Annotated in this window: 16 protein-coding genes; 10 read left to right on the forward strand and 6 right to left on the reverse strand. The window is 65.3% G+C overall.

Annotation, left to right across the window (positions count from 1 at the left end; all coding sequences use genetic code 11):
* Nucleotides 1-86 precede the first annotated feature (86 nt).
* Together BG83_RS0120630 and BG83_RS0120635 are read left to right on the forward strand one after the other, a co-directional pair.
* A complete protein-coding gene (locus tag BG83_RS0120630; RefSeq protein ID WP_024978497.1) occupies nt 87-977 on the forward strand; it encodes an NAD(P)H-binding protein in 891 nt (296 codons plus the stop codon).
* 101 nt (nt 978-1,078) lie between these two features.
* A complete protein-coding gene (locus BG83_RS0120635; protein WP_152543735.1) occupies nt 1,079-1,600 on the forward strand; it encodes a BON domain-containing protein in 522 nt (173 codons plus the stop codon).
* Between the two features lie 33 nt (nt 1,601-1,633).
* Here BG83_RS0120635 and BG83_RS0120640 read toward each other — a convergent pair whose 3' ends face one another.
* A complete protein-coding gene (locus tag BG83_RS0120640) occupies nt 1,634-2,113 on the reverse strand; it encodes a YbhB/YbcL family Raf kinase inhibitor-like protein (protein ID WP_024978499.1) in 480 nt (159 codons plus the stop codon).
* A gap of 226 nt (nt 2,114-2,339) precedes the next feature.
* Complete coding sequence (locus tag BG83_RS0120645) at nt 2,340-2,702, reverse strand: DUF1304 domain-containing protein (protein ID WP_024978500.1); 363 nt, start codon at nt 2,700-2,702, stop codon at nt 2,340-2,342.
* Between the two features lie 184 nt (nt 2,703-2,886).
* On the opposite strand from BG83_RS0120645, the gene BG83_RS0120650 reads away from it, so the two are divergent.
* Together BG83_RS0120650 and BG83_RS0120655 are read left to right on the forward strand one after the other, a co-directional pair.
* Entirely contained in the window at nt 2,887-3,603 is a 717-nt protein-coding gene (locus BG83_RS0120650) for a dienelactone hydrolase family protein (RefSeq protein WP_024978501.1), read from the forward strand.
* A 420-nt stretch (nt 3,604-4,023) separates the two neighbouring features.
* Complete coding sequence (locus tag BG83_RS0120655) at nt 4,024-4,296, forward strand: hypothetical protein (protein WP_024978502.1); 273 nt, start codon at nt 4,024-4,026, stop codon at nt 4,294-4,296.
* 23 nt (nt 4,297-4,319) lie between these two features.
* On the opposite strand, the gene BG83_RS0120660 is transcribed toward BG83_RS0120655, so the two are convergent.
* Complete coding sequence (locus BG83_RS0120660; protein WP_024978503.1) at nt 4,320-5,942, reverse strand: NAD(P)/FAD-dependent oxidoreductase; 1,623 nt, start codon at nt 5,940-5,942, stop codon at nt 4,320-4,322.
* A 13-nt stretch (nt 5,943-5,955) separates the two neighbouring features.
* The gene (locus tag BG83_RS0120665) at nt 5,956-7,533 is read right to left on the reverse strand and encodes a polyamine aminopropyltransferase (RefSeq protein ID WP_024978504.1); all 1,578 of its coding nucleotides are present in this window, start codon (nt 7,531-7,533) and stop codon (nt 5,956-5,958) included.
* A gap of 174 nt (nt 7,534-7,707) precedes the next feature.
* Here BG83_RS0120665 and BG83_RS0120670 point away from each other — a divergent pair, with 174 nt between their 5' ends.
* The 5 genes from BG83_RS0120670 (at nt 7,708) to speD (ending at nt 11,367) form a co-directional block, all read left to right on the forward strand.
* Nucleotides 7,708-8,106 carry a DUF350 domain-containing protein gene (locus BG83_RS0120670; RefSeq protein WP_012430204.1) on the forward strand — a complete coding sequence of 133 codons (399 nt, stop codon included), beginning with the start codon at nt 7,708-7,710 and terminating at the stop codon, nt 8,104-8,106.
* Between the two features lie 49 nt (nt 8,107-8,155).
* Nucleotides 8,156-9,226, forward strand: coding sequence for an SPFH domain-containing protein (locus BG83_RS0120675; protein ID WP_024978505.1), 1,071 nt, complete (start codon nt 8,156-8,158; stop codon nt 9,224-9,226).
* Nucleotides 9,227-9,314: 88 nt separating this feature from the next.
* Nucleotides 9,315-10,763 (forward strand): DUF4178 domain-containing protein, encoded by a 1,449-nt coding sequence (locus tag BG83_RS0120680; protein WP_024978506.1) that lies wholly within the window; start codon nt 9,315-9,317, stop codon nt 10,761-10,763.
* Entirely contained in the window at nt 10,760-10,945 is a 186-nt protein-coding gene (locus BG83_RS0120685) for a hypothetical protein (RefSeq protein WP_024978507.1), read from the forward strand. Before BG83_RS0120680 ends, BG83_RS0120685 begins: the two co-directional genes overlap by 4 nt.
* Complete coding sequence (gene speD / locus BG83_RS0120690; protein WP_024978508.1) at nt 10,942-11,367, forward strand: adenosylmethionine decarboxylase; 426 nt, start codon at nt 10,942-10,944, stop codon at nt 11,365-11,367. The genes BG83_RS0120685 and speD overlap by 4 nt, the downstream gene beginning before the upstream one ends.
* A 1-nt stretch (nt 11,368) precedes the next feature.
* On the opposite strand, the gene BG83_RS0120695 is transcribed toward speD, so the two are convergent.
* Complete coding sequence (locus BG83_RS0120695) at nt 11,369-12,415, reverse strand: GGDEF domain-containing protein (RefSeq protein WP_024978509.1); 1,047 nt, start codon at nt 12,413-12,415, stop codon at nt 11,369-11,371.
* A 97-nt stretch (nt 12,416-12,512) separates the two neighbouring features.
* Complete coding sequence (gene fumC, locus BG83_RS0120700; protein ID WP_024978510.1) at nt 12,513-13,898, reverse strand: class II fumarate hydratase; 1,386 nt, start codon at nt 13,896-13,898, stop codon at nt 12,513-12,515.
* Between the two features lie 135 nt (nt 13,899-14,033).
* Between fumC and mdtD the strand changes: the two genes are divergently transcribed.
* Entirely contained in the window at nt 14,034-15,506 is a 1,473-nt protein-coding gene (gene mdtD, locus BG83_RS0120705; protein WP_152543736.1) for a multidrug transporter subunit MdtD, read from the forward strand.
* Nucleotides 15,507-15,513: the final 7 nt, after the last annotated feature.

Here is a 15,513-nt window from a genome sequence, read left to right on the forward strand (position 1 = left end):
CGAATCTGCCAGATTCCTCCGTTCCTGCAAGTCGGGTTTGCAGGGCCGCCCTAAGCTCGTGCCTCCCACTTGAGAGGAGCGCGAACATGTTTGTCATCTTTGGGGCGTCGGGCAAAGTTGGCCGCGCCACCGCCACGGCACTACGCAACGCGGGTCGGCCAGTGCGCGCGGTGGTGCGCCATGTCCGGCAAGGCGAGGCGCTGGCCAAAATCGGCTGCGACATTGCGATTGCTGACCTGACAGATCCAGCCTCGGTTGCATCGGCCATCAAGGGCGCCACGGCCGTGCAGATCCTGTGTCCGGTGCCGGTGCGTGATGCGGACCCAGCGTCGACCATGGAGCGCATGATCGACGTGGCCGCTGATGCGCTGCGTGCCAACCCGCCCTCGGCTGTCCTGGCCCTGTCGGACTACGGCGCAGAACTGGACCGGGGCACTGGCCTGACGCGTCTGTTTCATCTGCTGGAAGAGCGGCTTAAGCCGCTGGCGACGCACCTGACGCTGCTGCGTTCAGCAGAGCACGCGCAGAACTGGGCGGCGATGCTGCCCGTCATGCTGGCGACAGGGCGGCTGCCGAGCCTGCACCAGCCGCTGGACCGCGCGTTTGCGACTGTCGCCACGCAAGACGTTGGTGCGCTGGCAGCCGAATTGTTGCTGGAGGCGCCATCGATCAAAACGCCGCGCATCGTCAGCGTGGAGGGCCCGCGTCGCGTGAGCCTGGTCGACGTGGCACGCGCATTCAGCGCCGTCGTCGGCCGCGAGATTGTTGCCGATGCACTGCCGCGCACCGCCTGGGCGCCGATGCTGCAACGCGCCGGTCTGAGCGCGAGCCATGTGCAGCTCATCACCGAACTGTACGACGCGGTCAACGCCGGGCAGATCGACGTGGAGAAGGGCGTGTCGGAGCAGCGTTTCGGCAAGACCGAGCTGCACGATGTGTTTGCCTCGATGCTCGCGGCGCATGTGAAGTCGAGATAGCTTGGGGAGTTGTCCGGGCGTCTGGTTGGCGCGGCACTTTGCGCCTATCCTTCGCAGCATTGCTCAAGCCGAAGCCCCGTGCGGGCGAGGAGGCCACCTTGATGATTTCCGCACGCTGCCTTGCCGTGGCGCTGTTGCTGGCCGCGCCGGCCGCCCACGCTGAAGACGACCTGCAGAACCGCGGTCACGACCCGTTCTTCCAGATATCGTCAGGCGTAGCCAACTGCCCGGAACCCGCCGGCCCGCGCATCACCGAGGCGGAATGGAAGCGCGATTCTCACCACCGCATCGAGCATGGCAACCATTGCTGGCTGGAAGGCCGGTGCCGCTTGCCCAACGCGTTTTCTTACGACGACGAGATTGCAGAGACGGCGAAGCGGCGCCTGCAATGGATGTCCATCCATGTGCCGGGATGGAAGCAGAACACCACGCTGTGGGTGACGATATGGCAGCGGTGGATGCTGGTGCAGGGCTGCGTGGCGCCGGGCTATGCGTTGACGCCGTTCATGACCGCCCTGCATGACGTGCCCGATGTCGAACGCTTCATCAACGAGACGACGGCACACCCGGAGAGGGGCGTGCCGTATGCGCTGTTTCGCAAGGGCGCGGTCGCCAAACCTTGAAAAACGGGCCGCCTCGCATCCTGACGAATCGGCTCAGTGGTCGTGCTTCTGATAGGTGCCGACAAGTTCGGCTTCAGCCAGCACATGGCCGCGCATGGCCCGCTCCAACTCGGCCTTGGTAGGTGCGCCTAGCTCCGGCAGTTCGACGTTCAGCGCGTAGAGCTTGTGGTAGTAGCGATGGCGCCCGACGGGCGGGCAGGGGCCGCCGTATGCGGTGCGCTTCCAGTCGTTGTTGCCGGGGCGTGCGCCGGGAGGCAGCCCCTTGCGTGACGCGTCTTCCGCCAGTGAAGTGGTGGCGTGCGGGATGTTGTAGAGCACCCAGTGGACCCACGTCATCCTTGGTGCAGCGGGGTCGGGTGCGTCAGGGTCATCGACGACCAGTGCCAGGCTGCGTGTGCCGGCCGGAGCGCCGGTCCACGCAAGCGGCGGCGATGTATCCGCGCCGTCACATGTGAGGCGGCTGGGGATTTCGCTGCCGGCGGTAAAGGCCGGCGAGGTCAAGGTGAGCGTCATGGCGTTCCTCACTTGAGCTGAGACGGGCGGGCCACACAGCAGGGTTGCCAGCAGCAGCGCCCGGCCCAGCAGTCGGAGCGTTCGACAGTCTGCAGGCGGCATGTGCGAAGACCCGGTTGGCGAGAGCGCATCGTCTAACGCGCTCTCGACTCCTTTCAAGCTAGTGCGCAGCGGAGCGGCAGACAAGCACTGCCGCCGTCGCTTCAGCACCCATCGCCCATCGCCCTCAGGCGAACCACCCGAGCACCAACGCCGCCACAGCCGGCACCGTCTGCACGAAAAGAATCCGCTTGTTGACGGTGATGGCGCCCCAGATGCCGGCCACCGCCACACAGATCAGCCCGAACAGCGCGAAGGACGCGTTGACGGTCGGGTCTGGTGCCACCAGCCCAATCACCAGCGCAGCCACCAGAAAACCGTTGTACAGGCCCTGGTTGGACGCCATGGCTGCGGTTTCAGCGGCTTTCTCGGGCGTCATGCCGAAGACCTTGGGCCCGCGCGTCTTCCAGAGCACCATTTCGAGCACAACGATATAGACGTGAATCAGCAGCACCAGCAGGTAGGCGATGAGGCCGAGGGTTTTGATCATGGGAGGCAATCAGGATGTGAACGTGCCGCCATGATAGAGACTTTGTGCCGCGTATCGGCACCCTGATGGAGGGGTATCGGCAGGGCAGAGGCGCACGCAGCCCATTCCCGCTGACGCGCCGCCAGCAAATTTCATCTGGCAGGACTATCCTGTGCGTTTTCGTTCCAGGCAGAGGAGCCATCGCATGACTGCATCGCAAGGATCCATGATCTCGTTCAAGCGCCCAGACGGGCAGGACGTCCAGGGCTATCTGGCCAAGCCCGCCAAGGCGGAAGGCGCCCCGGGCATCGTCGTCATCCAGGAGTGGTGGGGCTTGAACGACCAGATTCGCGGCGTGGCGGACCGCCTCGCGCGCGCGGGTTACGTGGCCCTGGTGCCCGATCTCTACCGCGGCAAGATGACGGTAGAAGAGGAGGAAGCCCACCACCTGATGACCAACCTGAATTTTGGCGACGCGGCTACGCAGGACGTGCGCGGCGCCGTCCAATACCTCAAGCAGACCTGCGGCCGCGTGGGCGTGACGGGCTACTGCATGGGCGGCGCGCTGACACTGCTGACGCTGTGCAACGTGCCGGAAGCGGATGCCGGCGTGGTGTGGTACGGCTACCCTCCGCTGGAATACATCGACGCCTCGAAGATCAAGGTGCCGGTGCAGGGGCACTGGGGCACGCAGGACAACGCCTTCAAGATCGAGGGCGTTGATGCGCTGGAAAAGAAGCTCGTCGATGCCGGCGTTGATGTGGACTTCCACCGCTATCTCGCGCACCACGCTTTCGCCAATGAAACGGCCGTGGGCGAGAACCGCATCGCCATCACACAGTACGACCCGGTGTGGGCCGAACATGCGTGGGACCGCGCGCTGACGTTCTTCGGCCGCACGCTCTGGCCGCGTCAGGGGTAAGCGCACGCAGGGCGGCGGGATTGGCGGCAAGGCGCGATCACGAAATGCTGCAAACTGGCACGTGGTCTGCGCTGTTGCCGCCGCTATAATTCACGGCGCTGCCGCACCAACGGCAGCTGGGTTTAGCAGCCTATTCTTACCGTATGGCCGGACGGCCGCCTTGCGCGGCTTTTTTACGTCCGTGCTCGCGCACGCCTTTACTACGGCGGGCCGGGCAGGGGGCCTTCGGGTCGCCGGCGTCCTACGGGCCGGTCTGCTAACCCTGCCGTCGGGCCCGCCACCCTCGTTTAGCAGCGACTAGTCGGGCCTTTTGCTATCCGTAGGAGGCTCCATGACTGTTGTATCCAGCGGGCGTCGCCCCGCGTCTTTTCCTTCTCCACCTCGGCTGTATCCCGTTCCGTTGCGAGCCGGGAGCCGCCCATGACACTCACCAAACGCCGCGTCTACCTTGACGGTGCGCTCGAGGCGCGAACCTTCCTCTGCCGAACGCAGGCCTACGTGCGCGAGTTTGGACAGCACCGGCCGCGCCTCTTGCGGCAGCAACTGATGCAGTACACGGGCAGCGCCTATCCACCCGCATTTGCGCGCGGGTTTGTCGACATGATCGGAGCGTATCTATCGCTGGCGCTTGAGCGCAGCGATATCGATCCGGCCACGTGGGAACTGATGGCCGAGATTGAGCGGTTGCGCTAGATGCCCTGCGGCGGCGCTAGCAATCAGCCACCGAGGATGCGCCGCGCCGCCCGATCTCCCCACCACGCCGCTTCTTCAAAGACGGAATAGCCGGACAGGTCCGCATGCGCGTAGTGGATCGGCCCGGCGCTCTCACGCAGGCCCGCAATGCCCGGTCGGGAGAGAAAGCCCGGTGTAGGAATCGCCATCGCGTGGCCGCGCAGCGTCAGGTCTGCGCGGCGGATCTGCGTGCGCAGGCGAATGCCGTATACCGTATCGAGATCGGCCAGCGCGCGATCGAGCAGCGCTTGCGGTGACGCTTTCAGCAGCCACTCACGTGCCGCCTTGGGCGACATGTCCGACAGCGCCACGTAGGCCGTGAATACGCTCTGCGCAGGCGGGCCGACGCGAATGTCCTGGTGATTAGCCACCACATAACCCAGGCCGGTGCCGCGATAGACCACGTTGTCCCACGCCAGCGGCGTGTCGTCGTGTTCGGGCGGAAAGCCATCGATGAGCAGGTTCGCGAGCAGCCACGGTGCGGCTTCGGGCAACTCGGCGGCGGGCACATCAAAGCCATCGACGATGTGCTTGGCGACGTGCAGCGGCATGGCGCTGACCACGTGATCGGCCAACAGGCGCACAACGCGGCCGTCTGCCTGCAGCACATCAGCGAAGACGCGTGCGCCGGCTTCGTTCGTCGTGCCGATGCGCGCGGCGCCGCCAGGTAGCAAGCGGCCCGGTTCGTTCAATCCGGCGGCTTCGAACAGCCGCTCGGCCATCCAGTCCAGCCCTTCCGGCCACGTGAGCACGGTGCCTTGCTCGGCGTTGCTCGCCATGCCGCCGCGGCTGGCGAAGTACGCAATGCCGGCCCAGGCGGAAACATGATCGGCCGTGGCGCCGTAGTCGTCGCGGCAGCAATAGTCGGCATACCAGTGCAACGTGGCGGCGTGGTAGCCCTCGCGGTGCAGCCAGTCGCGGAAGGTGAGTGCATCGAGCGCACGCCATGCCGGGTCTGCGGACGAGAGCGCTGTCGGCACGGCAAAGATGCGACGGCCGTCGGCGCCCTTGGTCTGGCGCAGGCTGTCGATCTGGGCGAAGAAGCGGGTGTGCTCGGCGCGCTCATCGGGCGTGATGCCCTCGTGCGGCACAAAGCCGTCTTGCCAGCGATTGCCTAGCCACAGGCGTTCATCGGGGGCGTGAACAAGCACGCGTTCGTCGTACGTCGGGCGCAGCGCAAATGGATTGCGCTCGATCACGCCAAAGTCGGCCAGCATCTCGCGCACGTGCGTCGATTCCATCGACGGCAGCGGCAGGTAATGTGCACCGGTCGGGAACCGCTGCGTACCGAACGCACCGCCTGCGGCATTGCCATAGCGCTCCGGGCCTTCCACGACCACCACGTCGTGCCGCCCGCTTTTTGCCAGCCGCCAAGCGCAGCTCAATCCGCCGATGCCGCTACCGCAGATGGCCACACCCACGCGGCGCGTTTCCGACGGCGCAGGCAACGCGCGCAAGTCGCGCAATCGATGGCCCGCCGCCTGACCCGGCATGCGCACGTTGGGTGTGATTTCCGTGAAGGCCCGAAAGCCCGCCCACGAAGCGGCACCCGCCGCGGCCACACCGGCCGCAGCTGCGCCCACCAGAAAGCTGCGTCTGCTGTTCATGATGTGCCGGTCATCAGCGCAGCACGCCGTGCCAGTCTTCTTCGAAATACCGCACCAGCGATTGGTTGTTCAGCCGGTTCGGCTCCACCTGCGGGCGCGGCATGTCGGGCGCGAAGCTGAACATCTGGTGTGTGGTGTCGGCATCCAGGAAGCGTGTCGGCACGCGGTACGACGTGGGCGGCTGGAAATCCGCGCGGCCGGGTGCGGCCAGGATGAAGCCCCATTCACCAAAGGACGGCACGAGCGCGTGGTACGGCCACGTGCGATAGCCGGCTTCCTTCAAAGTTGCATCCACACACCAGTACGAACGCGGCGCGAAATACGGTGACGTGGCTTGAATGACGACCAAGCCCGTATCCGCCACATGGCGCGATAGCAGCCGATAGAACGGCACCGAATACAGCTTGCCGATGCTAAAGTTCGACGGGTCTGGAAAATCCACGATGGCCACGTCGAACATGTCGGTGGCGGTCTGCATCCATTGCGCGGCATCGGCGTTGACCACCGTCACGCGCGGGTCGCTGAACGCATGCTGATTGAGCGCGACCAGCGCTTCCGCGTGCGAGAACAGGTTCGTCATGCGCGGGTCCAGGTCAACCAGCGTGACGTGCTCAATCTGCGGGTACTTCAGGATCTGCCGCAGCGCGAGGCCGTCCCCACCGCCCAGCACCAGCACGCGCCGCGCACCCCGCACCGATTCCAGCGCGGGCAGCACCAGCGCCTCGTGATAGCGGTATTCGTCGCGCGACGAAAATTGCAGGTTGCCGTTGATGTACAGCCGCAGGTCGTCTTTCCAGCGCGTCACCACCAGCCGCTGATACGGCGACGAAATCGCGTGGATGATCTCGTCGCCAAAGAGCGCACGTTCAGACCAGTGCGTGAGCTTGTCCGATGCGCCAAAGCCCGCGAGCAATGCCGCTGCCACTGCGCCTGCGCGCCACGCCATTGCCGTGCGCATGCGGGCCGTGAGCGCCAGCTCGGCGCGGAAGTGCCAGAGCGTCCAGACCGCAATCGCAGTATTGAACAGGCCGAACAGGAAGCCGGTGCGCACCAGCCCCAGGCGTGGCGCAAGCACCAGCGGAAAGAGCAGGGACACCGCCAGCGCGCCCAGGTAATCGAACGTCAGCACGCGGCTGACGAGATCGGAGAACTTTGCCTGGCGCCGATGCAGCATGCGCATCACCAGCGGGATCTCCATGCCGACCAGCACGCCGATCACCATCACCAGCGCATACAGCACCAGCCGGAACGGGGCCGATTCCAGCGCAAACAACGCGAACAGAGCTGCAGCGGATACGCCGCCGAACAGCCCGACCAGCAATTCCAGATCGACAAAGCGGGCGAGCAGCGCGTCATCCGCCACGTAGCGCGAGAGCCACGAGCCGATCCCCATCGCAAATAGATAGGCACCGATGATGGAAGAGAACTGCAGGATGGAATCACCCAGCAGATACGAAGCCAATGCCCCGGCAATCAATTCGTAAGCGAGCCCGCACGAGGCGACCACGAAGACGGCGAGGACCAGCAAGGCATTGCCGCGGCCCGCAGGCTGCGTGGGTTCGTATGTGGCGTCAGGCTGCGGCGTCGACATGCTGCGAAGTGGAAAATGAAGGTGCGTTAACAAACGGCGGATGCCAAGGCGAGCGCGATTGTGCCGCCTTTTTTCCCTGCCTGCGAGCCGGCTGGTGCATGGCCGCATCGGGGGGTACGCAAGCGGCGCATCAGCCGCTATAGTGACGCCACCTATGTACTGCACGGCCTTCCCATGCCCGACATGACCGCTCCCGTGATCGCCTACGCCTCGCACCTGCTGGCAGGCGCCGTGGTGTTCTCCGGCTTCTTTTTCGTCTATCTGCGCCTGACGCCGTATGACGAGTTCAAGCTGATCCGTGAAGGCAATATTGCGGCGGCGCTGTCGCTGTCCGGTGCGCTGCTCGGCTTCGTGCTCACCATTGCGTCGAGCATCACGCATGCCGATGGCCTGGTGCCCTTTCTGTTCTGGGCGGTGATGGCGTCGGTGGTGCAATTGATCGTCTTTCTGGTGCTCACGCGGCTGATGCCGGACTACCGCCTGCAGATCGAGCACAACAATATCGCCGCCGGTATGCTGTTTGGCGTGAGCGCGCTGGCCGTGGGCGTGATCAACGCGGCGTGCCTGTCCTGACCTTGTTCTGATTGTTCCTGCCCCGCGAATCATCGCGAAGGAGTTTGCTGTGAGCCTGTCCAGTTTCATCAAGAAGCAGTTCATCGACATCCTGCAATGGACGGAGAGCGAAGATGGCGTGCTTGCCTGGCGCTATCCGATGCAGGACATGGAAATCCAGAGCGGCGGCACCCTGGTCGTGCGCGACTCGCAGATGGCGATGTTCGTCAACGAAGGCCAGATCGCCGACGTGTTCAGCGCCGGCACCTTCAAGCTGACCACGCAGACGCTGCCCGTTCTCACGTACCTGAAGAACTGGGACAAGCTGTTCGAGTCCCCCTTCAAGTCCGATGTCTATTACTTCAGCACGCGCCAGCAACTCGGCCGCCGCTGGGGCACGCCGCAGCCGGTGACGGTGCGCGACAAGGATTTCGGCATGGTGCGCCTGCGCGCCTTTGGCGTGTATGCCTACCACGTGGCCGATCCGAAGCTGTTCTACCAGCAGGTGAGCGGCACGCGCGACATCTACACCGTGGATGAAGTCGAGGCGCAGCTTGGCCCCGTCATCATGGGGGCGATGGCCACCGCGTTTGGCGAATCCGGCGTGCCGTTCCTGGACCTAGCCGCCAACCAGATGCTGATGTCGAACAAGGTGCGCGAGGCGCTGCTCCCGCAGTTCACGCAGTACGGCCTGGCGCTCGACAGCTTCCAGGTGTCCAGTGTGACGCTGCCAGATGAGTTGCAGGCCGCGCTGGATCGCCGCATCAGCATGGACATGACCGGCGACATGCAGCGCTTCACGCAATACCAGACGGCCGAATCGCTGCCGCTGGCCGCGCGCAACGAGGGCGGCATCGCCGGCACGGGCGCGGGTTTGGCGGCAGGGCTGGCGATGGGCCAGGCGATGGCCGACAGCCTGCGCACGGCGGTGCAAGGCAACGCAGGTGGTGTGGCCGCGCCGGCGGCTCAGCCTGCAGCTCCAGCGGCTCCAGCGGCTCCAGCGGCTCCAGCGGCTCCAGCAGCGGATGATCCGACCGCACGCCTGGCCAAGCTCAAGGAATTGCTCGACAAGGGCCTCATCACGCAAGCCGACTTTGATGCCGGCAAGGCTGCCGTGCTCAAGGCACTGACCGGAGGCTGAGCTTCGGCCCCGCTGATCGGATGACCGGGCGGCACCGCAAGCCGCCCGTTTTTCTGCGCAATTTTTCGCGCAATCGAACGACCTGACCATGTTTCATGCCAACTGCCCGGCGTGTGGCGCGCCGGTGGAACTGAAGTCTGCTGCTGCCGTCATGGCGGTGTGCAGCTTCTGCAAAAGCACGCTGCTGCGCGACGGCGAGACGCTGTCCGACATCGGCAAGATGTCTGCCGTGCTGGAGGACTACGCACGCGTGCAGATCGGTACCACCGGGCGCTACAAGAACAAGGCGTTCACAGTCGTCGGGCGCATCCAGTTGCGTTACGACGCGGGTTTCTGGAACGAGTGGTACGTGCTGTTTGACGACGGCACCGATGGCTGGCTCGCAGAAGCGTCGGGGCAGGTCACGATGACGTTCGCGCGAGGCACGCCGGCCAATGCGGTGGCGTTCGAGGCGCTGCGCCCCGGCCAGCTCTATGACGCCGAGGGCGCGCAATTCACGCTGTCCGACGTGCGCGAGGCCGATTGCACAGGCGGTCAGGGGGAATTGCCGTTCCGCGTGGGTGAGGGCTGGCATGCGCGCGTGGCCGACGGGCGTCGCGAAGACGCCTTCATCACGCTGGATTACTCCGACGGCACGGCCCCCACGCTCTACGTGGGTGAAGCCACCACGCTCGACGTGCTCAAGTGTCAGCTTCTGCGTACCGACGCCGAGATCAAGGAAACCGCCGGCCGCGTCCCGCGCAAGCTCACGAATCTCGATTGCCCGCAGTGCGGCACGTCGATTCCGTTCAGCCCCGGCCTGACGGGCCACGTGCTGTGCCCCGGCTGCGGCGCCGCCATCGATGCGGCCACGCCGCGCGGCGACATCATTGCGCGCGCACGCTCGGTGCCGCAGGTGGCCACCACGTTGGAGCTGGGCGACAAGGCGCTCATCGACGGCCAGCAGTGGCAGGTGATCGGCGTGATGCGCCGCGCGGTGGTCGACGGCGGCGGCGGATGGTTCGAATACCTGCTGTACACGCCCAAGCGCGGTTTCAGCTGGATGGTCGAAACCGATGACGGCTGGTTCCGCGCGAGTGTGCTCGACCGCTGGCCCACCCAGAAGGACGGCCGCACCGCGGTGCTCGACGGCAAGGTCTACGCCCGCGACGAGGACTACACCTCGCGCGTGACCTACGCCGCTGGCGCCTTCAACTGGCGCGTTCAGGCTGGTGACCAGACGCGTGTTGTCGAATACACCGCGGGCCAGGAAAGCCTGGCTGCAGAGAGCGACGCGCATGAACTGACGTGGTCCAAAAGCACGCCGGTGAGCGCTGCGCAGATCAAGGCCTGGTTCGGCAAGGTGGTGGCGGAGCCGGCCAAGACTTCGTCGTCGAGCTACATGACGGTGGCTGTGGTCGCCTGCGTATTGCTCGGTTTGCTGAACCTCGTACCGTTCTTCATGGCGCCGGGTTCGGTGTTCGGTATCACGTTCTTCGCGGCACTGCTGTTGCTGGTGCCCGCGTGGCTGGTTGCCAAGATCGGGGGCGGTGAATGAAGAACTGGTTCGTTCTCTACGCCGTGGCCGTGGTGATTGGCGCGACCTATATGGATTGGAAGGCCGGCTTTACCGCGCCGCGCACGCCGTCGTACGGCAGCAGCACGGGCGGCTCGTCTTACTGGGGCGGCTCGTCGGGCGGCAGCGGTTATGGCGGCGGCTTCAGCGGGGGCCACAAGTGACGCGGACTGACGCAGCGCTTTCAGTGGAGGAAGCATCCGCCGCCGTGGGTGAGCATCTTCTGCTCGATCTGTACGGCGTGGCGCCTGCGTTGCTGCGCGATGCCGCTGCACTGGAAGCCGCGCTGCGCGATGCTGCCGACGCGCTCGGCGCCACGATCCTGCATGCGCATCTGCATCGTTTCGATTCCGTGCGCACGGGGTTGTCCGCTGGCGAGCAAGGCGGCGTGACCGGCGTGTTGCTGCTTGCTGAATCGCATCTTTCCATTCACACGTGGCCCGAGCACGGCTTTGCGGCCATCGACGCGTTCATGTGCGGCACTGGCACGACGCATGCCGCGCGCGCGGTGTTCGAGCGTGCGTTGGCGCCGGAACGTGTTGACGTGCGCGTCGCCCGCCGCGGCGGCGAGCCGGCCCCGAATTGATTTACACCGGCTGGCCGTCGAATATCACGCGATTGCGCCCCAGCCGTTTGGCAGCCAGCAGCGCGGCATCGGCACGCATGATGAGGTCTGTGGGTGTGCAGAGGTTGCGCCCCGGCTCGCAGCTCGCCAGGCCCAGGCTGATGGTGCAGCGGATGGGGCCCTCCAGTGTGGCAATCTCCAGAGCCTCCACCGTGCTGCGCAAGCGCTCCGCAATGCTGGTGGCCTGCAGGGTGGTCGTATCGGGCAGCACCACCAGGAATTCTTCGCCGCCGTAGCGGCCCACCGAGTCGATGGGGCGCGAATTCACCCGCAGCGTGCGTGCGATCTCAATCAAGACCGCATCGCCTGCGGGATGGCCGTAGGTATCGTTCACGCGCTTGAAGTGGTCAACGTCCACCACCAGCAATGAAAGGGGCTGCCTATGCAGCATCGCGTGGCCGCATTCGCGCGCGAGCAGTTCCATTGCGGCGCGCCGGTTCCAGATGCTCAGCATCGGATCGGTCAGGCTCTCATGGCGCGCGACCTGCAGCTCGGTCAGGATGGACCGCTGCGTTTCGCTCAGTTCGCGTTCGCGAAAACCCGATTCCACCCAACTGGCCAAGTCGTTGAGCAGTTCTTGCTCGGCCTGGCCAAATGTGCGCGGCTTCTGGTCGATCACGCAGAGCGTGCCGACGGCGTAGCCCGCGAGGTTCCTGACGGGCCGCCCGGCGTAGAAGCGGATGTGCGGCGCGCCGGTAACGAGCGGGTTATCGGCAAAGCGGGGGTCTGCCATGGTGTCGGGAATGACCAGCATCTGGTCTTCGGCCACGGCATGTCCGCAGAACGAGATGTCGCGCGGGGTCTCGCGCACGCTCAGACCGATGCACGATTTGAACCACTGGCGCTGGGCGTCGATGAGCGACACGAGCACCGTGGGGGCGTCAAACACCCGCTTGGTTGTGCGCGTGACGCGGTCGAACAGTTCCTCATCCGGCGTGGACAGCAACAGCATGTCCTGGAGGGAGGCCAGACGTTCTGCTTCGTTATCCGGAATCGGGGCGGGTTTCATGCGCAGGGGGGGCGCCGGTCGGGCCGGCGCGCTTGAAACGGGCAATGGGAGAGGAATCGCCCACGCATAGCAAGCCGCAGGCCCGCCATACATCACGTCAGCGGCCGACCATGTTCTCTGGCCGCACCCACGCATCGAACTGCTCGGGCGTGACATAGCCCAGCGCCAGGGCGGCTTCGCGCAGGCTCGTGCCTTCCTTGTGCGCTTTCTTGGCGATCTGCGCCGATTTGTCGTAACCGATATGCGGGTTGAGCGCCGTCACCAGCATCAGAGAGCGCTGCACCAACTCGTCGATACGGTCGCGGTTCGGCTCGATTCCCACCGCGCAATGGTCGTTGAAGCTGCGCATGCCGTCGGCCAGCAGGCGCACGCTGTGCAGGAAGTTGTAGGCGATCATCGGGCGGAACACGTTCAGTTCGAAGTTGCCCGACGCGCCGCCGATGTTCACTGCAACGTCGTTGCCGAAGACCTGTGCACACAGCATCGTTACGGCTTCGCTCTGCGTGGGGTTGACCTTGCCCGGCATGATGGACGAGCCCGGCTCGTTTTCGGGAATGGAGATCTCGCCCAGCCCGCTGCGTGGGCCGCTGGCCAGCCAACGGATGTCGTTGGCAATCTTGGTGAGGCTGGCGGCCAGCGTCTTCAGCGCGCCGTGCGCATGCACGAGGCCGTCGGCCGATGCCATGCTCTCGAACTTGTTCGGCGAGGTGATGAAGGGCAGGCCGGTCAGTTGCGCCAGTTCTGCCGCCACCTGTTCTGCGTAGCCGCTGGGGGCGTTCAGGCCCGTGCCGACGGCCGTGCCGCCCAGCGCCAGTTCGCACAGGTGGGGCAGGGCGGCGTTCAGGTGCGTCTCGTTGTGCTGCAACTGGGCGACGTAGCCGGAGAACTCTTGGCCCAGCGTGAGCGGCGTCGCGTCCTGCAGATGCGTGCGGCCGATCTTGATGATGTCGTTGAAGTCCTCGGCTTTCTTGGCGAGCGTCTCGCGCAGCGTGCGCAGCGAGGGCAGCAGGTGCTGGGTGATGGCCGTCACGGCCGCCACGTGCATTGCCGTGGGGAACACGTCGTTGGACGACTGGCTGCGGTTCACGTCATCGTTCGGATGCACGAGGCGCGCTTCGCCACGCTCGCCGCCGAGCAGTTCACTGGCGCGGTTGGCTAGCACCTCGTTCATGTTCATGTTGGTCTGCGTGCCCGAGCCCGTTTGCCAGACCACCAGCGGAAATTCATTCGGGTGCTTGCCGGCGATGACTTCATCGGCTGCACCCACGATGGCGTTGGCTTTCTCCGCGGGCAGCAGCCCGAGCCGCTGGTTGACGACGGCGCTGGCACGTTTGATGCGAGCGAGCGCGTCGATCAGCTCGCGCGGCATGCGGTCGCCGGCAATGTCGAAGTTCTGCAGCGAGCGTTGCGTTTGTGCGCCCCACAGGTGGTCGGCAGGGACTTCAATGGGGCCAAAAGTGTCGCGTTCGGTACGGGTGGTCATGGCAGAAGGAAAGGCACGAGGTGACTGGGATGAACGCTCCAGTATAGGCAGAGCCCAGTGCCCTTGTTGGCGGTAGGGCGGATACGTCTGCTCGGCCCGGTACAGCGTTTGCGGGCTCGGGCGAGGCACGCCACAATGACGGCTGCCTCGCACACCGTGCTGCCCCTGCCCCGCCACATGCCCGCCACGCCCTCCGCCTCCGTCGACAAATCGCTGAAACCGCTCCTCTGGCTGGTGGCGATGGGTCTGTTCATGCAGACGCTCGATTCCACCATCGTCAACACCGCGCTGCCGGCCATGGCGCGCAGCCTGTCCGAAAGCCCGCTGAAGATGCAGTCGGTCATCATCGCGTACACGCTGACGACCGCCATGCTGATGCCGGCTTCAGGCTGGCTGGCCGATCGCTTTGGCACGCGAAAGATGTTCTTCGCCGCCATCTTCCTGTTCACCATTGGTTCCTTGCTCTGCGCGGAATCACGCAGCCTCGATATGCTGATTGCCTCGCGCGTGGTGCAGGGTGTGGGCGGCGCGCTGTTGATGCCTGTGGGGCGGCTGACGGTGCTGCGCGTGGTGCCGCGCGAGCAGTTCTTGCCCGCCATGAGTTTCGTCACCATCCCGGGGCTGATCGGCCCGCTGATCGGCCCGACATTGGGGGGCTGGCTGGTGGAGGCGGTGTCGTGGCATTGGATCTTCCTGATCAACATTCCCGTGGGCGTGATCGGCGCGCTGGTGACGCTCAAGGTGATGCCCGATGTGCACGCTGAAGATGACAACGGTTTCGACTGGTCCGGCTACCTGATGCTGGCCTTTGGCATGGCGGCGGTGTCGTTTTCACTCGATGGGCTGTCCGAGCTGGGCTTCCAGCACGCGACGGTGCTGGTGCTGCTGGTCTTCGGTCTGGCCGCGCTCACGGCGTACTGGCTGCACGCGGGGCGCGTGGCCGGGCCGCTCTTTCCGCGCACGCTGTTCGGCATTCCGAGCTTTTCCATTGGTGTGCTGGGCAACCTGTTTGCGCGCATCGGCAGCGGCGGGATGCCGTTCCTCATTCCACTGCTGCTGCAGGTGAGCCTGGGGTATACGCCCCTGCAGGCCGGGCTGATGATGGTGCCGGTGGCTGCCGCCGGCATGGCCGCCAAGCCGTTGGGCACGTGGGCCATCAAGCGCTACGGCTATCGCCGCATGCTCTCTGTCAACACGGTCATGGTCGGCCTGATGATGGCCAGCTTTGCCGTGATGACGCCCAATGTGCCGGTGTGGCTGCGCATCGTGCAATTGGCGGTGTTCGGCACGTTCAATTCGATGCAGTTCACGGCCATGAACACGCTCACGCTCAAAGACCTGAGCGGCCCGCTGGCCAGCGCGGGCAACAGCATGCTCTCGATGGTGATGATGCTGTCGATGAGTCTGGGTGTGGCCGCAGCGGGCGCGTTGCTCACGGGCTTTACCGACTTCACCGCCGGGCCGGAAGGGCGCGACACGCTGGCTGCGTTCCACAAGACGTTCGTCTGCGTGGGCGTCATGACCTGTGCGGCCGCGTGGATCTTCGCGCAGCTCTCGCGCTTCGAGTCAACGCACGTCGTCAAGCGGCCCGAGATGGAAGTGCATTGATTGCGCG

The organism is Ralstonia pickettii (assembly GCF_000607165.1).
Taxonomy (GTDB): Bacteria; Pseudomonadota; Gammaproteobacteria; order Burkholderiales; family Burkholderiaceae; genus Ralstonia; species Ralstonia holmesii.

Excerpts from the sequence above, each read along its gene's own strand:
- mdtD (WP_152543736.1), top strand. The coding sequence starts at position 14,034 with ATGACGGCTGCCTCGCACACCGTGCTGCCCCTGCCCCGCCACATGCCC.
- BG83_RS0120630 (WP_024978497.1), top strand. The coding sequence starts at position 87 with ATGTTTGTCATCTTTGGGGCGTCGGGCAAAGTTGGCCGCGCCACCGCC.
- BG83_RS0120645 (WP_024978500.1), bottom strand. The coding sequence starts at position 2,702 with ATGATCAAAACCCTCGGCCTCATCGCCTACCTGCTGGTGCTGCTGATT.
- BG83_RS0120680 (WP_024978506.1), top strand. The coding sequence starts at position 9,315 with ATGTTTCATGCCAACTGCCCGGCGTGTGGCGCGCCGGTGGAACTGAAG.
- BG83_RS0120665 (WP_024978504.1), bottom strand. The coding sequence starts at position 7,533 with ATGTCGACGCCGCAGCCTGACGCCACATACGAACCCACGCAGCCTGCG.
- BG83_RS0120660 (WP_024978503.1), bottom strand. The coding sequence starts at position 5,942 with ATGAACAGCAGACGCAGCTTTCTGGTGGGCGCAGCTGCGGCCGGTGTG.
- BG83_RS0120695 (WP_024978509.1), bottom strand. The coding sequence starts at position 12,415 with ATGAAACCCGCCCCGATTCCGGATAACGAAGCAGAACGTCTGGCCTCC.
- BG83_RS0120635 (WP_152543735.1), top strand. The coding sequence starts at position 1,079 with ATGATTTCCGCACGCTGCCTTGCCGTGGCGCTGTTGCTGGCCGCGCCG.
- BG83_RS0120650 (WP_024978501.1), top strand. The coding sequence starts at position 2,887 with ATGACTGCATCGCAAGGATCCATGATCTCGTTCAAGCGCCCAGACGGG.
- BG83_RS0120670 (WP_012430204.1), top strand. The coding sequence starts at position 7,708 with ATGCCCGACATGACCGCTCCCGTGATCGCCTACGCCTCGCACCTGCTG.
- fumC (WP_024978510.1), bottom strand. The coding sequence starts at position 13,898 with ATGACCACCCGTACCGAACGCGACACTTTTGGCCCCATTGAAGTCCCT.
- BG83_RS0120685 (WP_024978507.1), top strand. The coding sequence starts at position 10,760 with ATGAAGAACTGGTTCGTTCTCTACGCCGTGGCCGTGGTGATTGGCGCG.
- BG83_RS0120640 (WP_024978499.1), bottom strand. The coding sequence starts at position 2,113 with ATGACGCTCACCTTGACCTCGCCGGCCTTTACCGCCGGCAGCGAAATC.
- BG83_RS0120655 (WP_024978502.1), top strand. The coding sequence starts at position 4,024 with ATGACACTCACCAAACGCCGCGTCTACCTTGACGGTGCGCTCGAGGCG.